Source organism: Paenibacillus sp. J31R30, from assembly GCF_059692115.1.
On record NZ_JCAUAV010000024.1, the window covers coordinates 39,744 to 46,427 of the forward strand.

The window sequence follows — 6,684 nt, forward strand, 5'->3', positions numbered from 1 at the left end:
TCGCTTGCAACCCGCTCCTAGATTCAGAGCCCCTTACTTAAATATTCTCACATTATCGACATAAAGGGTACCAGTAGCCCCAGAGGCAATGCCGAACGCTATTTTGGCCACATTAGCCGCAGTTGAATCCCGGAAGCTGAATTGATTGGCCACTTTCACTCCGTTGACATACAAATCATACTTTTTAGTTGTTGTATTCACCACTGCCTTCACATCATAGAATTTCCCATATGTGATCGGCTGGAGACTCATATGCGTTGTCCCGTTGTAAGCAGTCAAGTACCCGTTATTTAAACCGATATGTACAGCGACTTTGCTTGGGCTTGAGCTATCCACCACCAGGAAATCTTTCCAACTGGCATCTTCTGTGCGCAAACTAGCTTTGAAGGTCACAGTACCGGTTTCTGGCGTGAACGATTTTTTGGCACTCGCCCCACCGGAGGTAAGGGTTTTATCGATTTTGACGCTTCGATCCTGTCCATCGATTCCCACAGATTTAACGGCTGCCACGGCAACGGTACCTCCCGTGGTATCGATCGTCCAGTTTTCCGGGGCTCCGCCTACCGGTGTGGCCGGGTCGGACGCATAGCGGTTAAACGCATCTTTGAAGATAAACGTTCCCGGGTCAATCATCCTTCCGAATGCTGGAACCTCATCTCGCGTAATAGTTACGGGATTAGCATAAAATTGTCTGAGAAGATAGGGATCATTACCCGGTCCATTGCCGTTAGGGAATCCGTAGAACTGATTATCCATCCAACCGGTAGACCAAATTTGAAACCATGTATAATCCCAGCTCGCTTGGACCGCACCTTCATATGGAAGCAGGCCCACTTCGGACAAACCATATCGCTTGCCCGCCATGACAGATGTTAATTCACTGTTCGCATTCGCATATTTCGCATCATTACGGTTTTGGACATAGATATCAGCTCCACCTAGATCAACAAAAGCCGACCCTGGATAATATTTATTGGTAACAGCGCTATTATCGTCCCGGGCCGGAGACCACACCCAGATCAGGTTGTTTAAACCATGGTAATTGGTAAACCGCTCATACATATTCTGCCACAATTTCTTGTAGCTGTCCGCTGTTTTCCCTCCCCACCAAAAGCCGATGTTCATCTCATGGTAAGGTCTCCATAACACTACGACGCCTTGGTCCCTCATCGTCTTGAGATAGCCTGCGATCAGATCGATGTGACCCAGCCACTTGTTGTATAATGGCGTACCTGGCATATTCATCAAGTCAAAATCCGCTTGGGACATCGTACTGATGACACTGTTCCATCCTCCAGCATCTGGTGCGGGGTCCAAGGGATTCGTCTCATGCCAGCTTATCGTGACAAGTCCTCCCTTTTTCCAATAATCAATGGCATGCTCTGTCATCGTATCACGCCAAGTCGCGATATCGGTACTCGACACGGTGAAACCCATATCCATAGCCAGCATCGCAGGGAATTTGCCGGTCAAGTAGCCGAGGTGGTCGATTTCGTTATATCCGTATTGTGTGCTAACAATCTGCGAGGAAATGATCTGATTGTTGCCATACACCGTATCAAAGTAATTCAGAACATCCTTCGCAGCTTGTGTCGCATTCGAATTCGCCGGGGTTGCGGCACTAGCTTTCGTTTCTCCCAGCCATTGCGGAGCGAGCAAGGTCAGTAGAAGTACGGATGCTAAACACTTTGCCAACGATTTTTTCATAAGTTTATTCCTCCTTTTATTGTGAGAACTTTCATTTCATACACCGCATGAACTTCCTAATCACTACCTCCTTTTTGTTTCATTGTACACAATCGCCCAACTCGCAATAATGAACAAATTTATGGTCGGACTCTACAAAATTATGCCCTTTGTAAGAACACCAGTCCCGTGTGCCAATTAGACACACGGGACTGGTATAGTTACGATCTAATCTCCCACGAAAAAATGTGAACCTGCTCGGAACCCCAAGTACATAAAGGGATTAGACGTAACGCATGTGTTGTAATATCTATCTTCAATTTCCGCAGCCTCTGGTAATTTCGGGTAACTGTTAGCAATTCCCTCCAGCTGCCGTCGCTGTCCAGGACTTCTACCCTGAAATCCTTTAACATCGATTGGGGAACATGATAGGACGTATTGTTCAGCGGATAGCTGTTGGGCATGTTTCGGATTTTCCGGTTCAGATTGCTGTCCAAAACCAAACGTAGCTCACCGATCGGTTGAGGCCGTTCCAAACGGTATTCGATCCAGTCCCCTACCCTACCTGTCCATCCGTTATCCACCTCGCCGATCGTCCGGTCATATCCATTTCTTAGCATCTCGGCATTCCCGTTGGATGCGGTTAAACTGGCCATCTGCGCTAGCAAAGATGGCGTTCTTCGGTGCCAAGGCAGATAGCAATCATCTTCCATCAGCATGTCCTGCAACTCTCGTATCTTCTGGCGGTAGATTTCCCTTGGCGTCAGCTTGTCCTTGATCGCAAGCGCCGCCGCAGTTCCGATCGCTTGCCCCAGAAGGGAACAGGTACCCATAACCCGGGTTGAGCTCAATGCAGCATGAGTCGCACTAATATTTCTGCCTGCAAAAAATAGATTGCCAATATTTCTGGAATACAAGCTCCGGTAAGGAATGCCGTATGGAGATGGCGCTCGATGATAAATCGTCGGATGACCGTCCTTATAGTGGAAGCCGGCAGGGAAGTGATCATCCATGCTCCAGCCGCCGTAAGCCACCAGATCGTCAAATTTCCCTTCCTCTTCGATATCGTTCTGCGTCAGCATATAATCGCCGACATAACGGCGGCTTTCCCGTTTGCCTGGCACGAAACCAATCCAATCGATCACCCAGTTTTCCACGCCGTGATCGCCATGATTTTTCATATGATCCCATACACCAAACACAATCTTCAAGAGCTCATCCTTAATTTCTTCAGCATCATGAATGGAATCGCGATCTCCTCCTAGCTCAATCCACCAGAAATTTGTCCGTTTATCATGCTGTCTATGGGGAAGATCTTCATCACTGGTGTAGGTATTGGCCCATGAAGGTGGGGTGAACGGCTGTGGCTTATCTGTTTCACGGATTTGAAACAAGCAGCTTATTCCCATGGTCATGCTATCCGCATGCTCAGGCTCAATCGATTCATTGAACTCGCTTGCCGCTTCCCTTCCAATTCGAAACTCCGCGCCAGTCAGCGGTGCCAGTATACCGTCGCCTGAACAATCCGCAAAATAGGCTGCTTGTATGGTATGCCACGTTTCAGTTGTGATTTGCCAGCCTTTGACAGACTTGATGATATTCCCATCCATTTCTGCTTTCATACAGCTGCAGTTCAGCAATAGGGTAATGTTCTCTTCAAAACGTACTTTCTCGTACAGCACGCTATCCCATATGGAATAGTTTGCCGTGTGATTCCGGGAGAGGTTCTCCATCTCGAACTCTTCCAGCAAGCCTGTTTCACGGTTATTGAGTCCAAGTGCGCCACCGATATTCATTCGAATCTCAGAAGAAGCGTTTCCTCCTAGTACCGGCCGATCCTGCATCAAAACGACTTTAGCTCCATGCCTTGCAGCGGCAATCGCCGCACACATTCCTGCTATCCCCCCACCAATAATGCACAAATCAGTTTTGTGAATTTTATCTTTCATACGAGAGCACCCTCCTTTTGACTACATTCTATTGCAGGTTAGAGGGTTATTACCTTGAAATTTCTGCAAAACACTCTTGAAATATCGGTACACGCGGTATAGAATTCGTATGAAAGGTGGTGGTTGTGATGGAAAACCCCAAGTATAAAGCTCTTTTTGACTACCTGACCCATATCAGCCAGCAATATCAATTGCAAATTTGTATTCTTGATTATCAAGGAGTGACCACCCAAGATCATGAATTTGCTAATATGCTGCACCCTTTTTTACTCCATCGCAATCCTTATTGTTTATATATTAAACAGTCCAATAAACGACTTTTTGACCGATGTTTGTGCAGAAAAGATGTTGCGGAGAAAGGCGAAAAGCTCAAACAACCTTTCTATGGCATGTGTTACGCGGGAGTGGAAGAATTCGTCGTTCCTATCTTTCATCATGACGATTTGGTACTTACCATTTTTGCAGGTTCTTTTCGTACCCGTCAGAAGACAGCCCTATATCGGATGAAGAAAATCGCTAAAGCACACAACTTAAGCTACGAGACCATGCTTGAGCATTATTATTCTTCCTTATCTCCGGAAGCTCTCCAACCGGAACTTATCAATTCTCTTTTATCGATTGCAGCGCAATATTTGACATATATTTTTGCCGATGCAAGTAGTCAATTCCCACCAAGCAGTGTCAACGCGAAGAAAAATACACAATCGGATCATATTCTAATCCATGCTTTGGAGTTTATTCACAACAATTACTGTGAACAGATCTTTGTTGCCCAGATCTCCGAACACTGCCACTGCAGTGAATCCTACATCAACCATATGTTTAAGAATAAGATGGGCGTAACACTGAACCACTACATGAATCAATTACGAATTGACCGTGCAAAAAAATACCTGATAGAAGCCGATGCACCTATCAAAGAGATTGCTATGAATGTTGGTTTTAATGATCCCAATTATTTTAGTAAAGTATTTCATGACCTGTCAGGGTGCTCCCCTACGCAATATAGAAATAGAGCCTGATATAACTTGCCGACGCTGAGCAGGTTATTTTTTTGCATAATTTTTAAGTTTCCATGCAGATATTTCAAGGGAATCACAGGATTTCCCGTTATATAATTCGATCTATAACTATGATTGAGTGAGGGAAATCACATGAACAGAAAAGTGAACATCGATTATGCCAATTTGCCTGAAACCCAAGTGATTTACGCTACAAATAACGATTCTCTGCAAAGGCTGTTTGACCGTAGCGAAGAAATGATAAAGAAGAATATCACCCCTTTTTTGAACAAAAAAGTACTTGTCGAGGGCTCCTACTATCCAAATGTATGGTTGGAAACCCAACCCATGGGTGGGGAAATGGTTGCGAAACGCAATATCGAGGTTGCTCTCAACAACCAACTGATCTTCATGGAACATCAACGAGAGGATGGCAGGTTGCCGGGAATGATTTCTATCGTGGATGGGAAAATCCACCCGGATTATGCCTGGTTCCAGGGATACTGTTTCCCTGTACCAGCTTTTAACATGTACTACTGGATGAAGAAGGATCAAGGTTATCTTCAAACACTTTACGAAGTCTTGGAGGCATTCGACAACTATCTCTGGAAAACCCGGGATTCTAATGGGGATGGCTGTCTGGAAACCTGGTGCGTATGGGATACCGGAGAAGATCACTGCACACGTCTTGATGGAGCACCTGATTCATGGGAAGGGGACACCCCGCCGCATGGAATCGGCAAAGTTCCTTACGCATCCATGGATGTCATGGGCTTTTCCTGCAACGGGAGAGATGTACTTGCCCTCATATCCAAGGAGTTAGGGAACGGTAAAGAGCGTTATTGGCTGGAAAAAGCAGGTGAGGTGCGGGTCAAGATACAATCTTATCTCTGGCTTCCTGAAAAAACGGCTTGTTATGACCGAGATTGCAATAATGAATTTATGGATGTTTTGGTTCACAATAATCTCCGGGTCATGTATTATGGAGGATTCACCCAAGAGATGGCAGACCAATTTATCGCCAACCATATGTTAAATCCAAAAGAGTTCTGGACGCCAATGCCGCTGCCTTCTATCGCTGTCAATGATCCGCTGTTCCGTAATATTCCGAGTAATAATTGGAGCGGACAGCCACAAAGCTTGACCTATCAACGAGCTATTCAAGCGCTGGAAAATTACGGACATGTTGTGGAAATAACCCTGTTAGGCAGAATCTATTTGAGCGTGATGGAAAAGGCTACCTTCTTCCCACAGCAATTTGATCCATTTACGGCTGAACCCAGCGAAGCCAAGGATGGGTATGGCCCCTCCATTCTCTCCGTATTGGAATATGTTGCGCGATTATATGGCATATCCATCAGACGTGATGAAGTGTTTTGGGGCGGGCTACAGGACGGAACATATGAACGAACATATATTCAAAAATGGGACCAAGACCGGTATACGCTCGAAAGCCGCATCGGCTTCTTCTGTGGCTATATCAATGACAAAGAAATGTTCCGTGCTAGCCATGGAGTCAGAATCATCACCGATTTGCAGGGGCTCATCAAAGCAATTATCGGTATCGAACCGGAACCAGTAGCCATCCATCTGACCATTGAAGATCAAAGCTATGATTTTACGGTCAAGCCCAATGAAGTTTATGGCATCGAGAACCAAAGAATAATGCGAATTAAGCAAGTTGCTTTTGATTATATGAAAACGAGCAATCCGTATTCTGTCAAGTAGCTGGGATGTTCTTGGCAAGTAATATCTCCCCTGACTGCAGATTTACGGATTACTTCGCCGCTCCATCTAACGTATATTAAGTCACTTATAAAAAGAATAAAAAGTAGGATTACTCCAAGAGTAAGCTTTCTCATTGATAAAGTTGCCCCCTCTGGGATTTTCTTACCCTTAGACGTTTTGTCCCCCATCTTAGTTCGTTATCCTGCCCATTAACATTCCTGTAGGTGTTAATAGATTGAATTTGCAGAAAAAAGAACGCCTCGCTACGATGAGTATGTACTGGGTTGCAGCCCTCAGAACTCACCTTAGGAGGCGTTATC

At 45.4% G+C, this 6,684-nt stretch carries 4 protein-coding genes; 2 read left to right on the plus strand and 2 right to left on the minus strand.

What is annotated here, in order from left to right:
• Positions 1–33: 33 nt before the first annotated feature.
• Together AC58QO_RS33075 and AC58QO_RS33080 are read right to left on the minus strand one after the other, a co-directional pair.
• Positions 34–1,707 carry a glycosyl hydrolase gene (locus tag AC58QO_RS33075; RefSeq protein WP_497273066.1) on the minus strand — a complete coding sequence of 558 codons (1,674 nt, stop codon included), beginning with the start codon at positions 1,705–1,707 and terminating at the stop codon, positions 34–36.
• Positions 1,708–1,907: 200 nt separating this feature from the next.
• Positions 1,908–3,635 carry an FAD-dependent oxidoreductase gene (locus AC58QO_RS33080; protein WP_497273068.1) on the minus strand — a complete coding sequence of 576 codons (1,728 nt, stop codon included), beginning with the start codon at positions 3,633–3,635 and terminating at the stop codon, positions 1,908–1,910.
• 128 nt (positions 3,636–3,763) lie between these two features.
• Here AC58QO_RS33080 and AC58QO_RS33085 point away from each other — a divergent pair, with 128 nt between their 5' ends.
• Positions 3,764–4,657: a helix-turn-helix domain-containing protein gene (locus AC58QO_RS33085; RefSeq protein WP_497273070.1), complete on the plus strand. Its 894-nt coding sequence runs from the start codon at positions 3,764–3,766 to the stop codon at positions 4,655–4,657.
• Between the two features lie 132 nt (positions 4,658–4,789).
• Positions 4,790–6,364: an MGH1-like glycoside hydrolase domain-containing protein gene (locus AC58QO_RS33090; RefSeq protein WP_497273072.1), complete on the plus strand. Its 1,575-nt coding sequence runs from the start codon at positions 4,790–4,792 to the stop codon at positions 6,362–6,364.
• Positions 6,365–6,684: the final 320 nt, after the last annotated feature.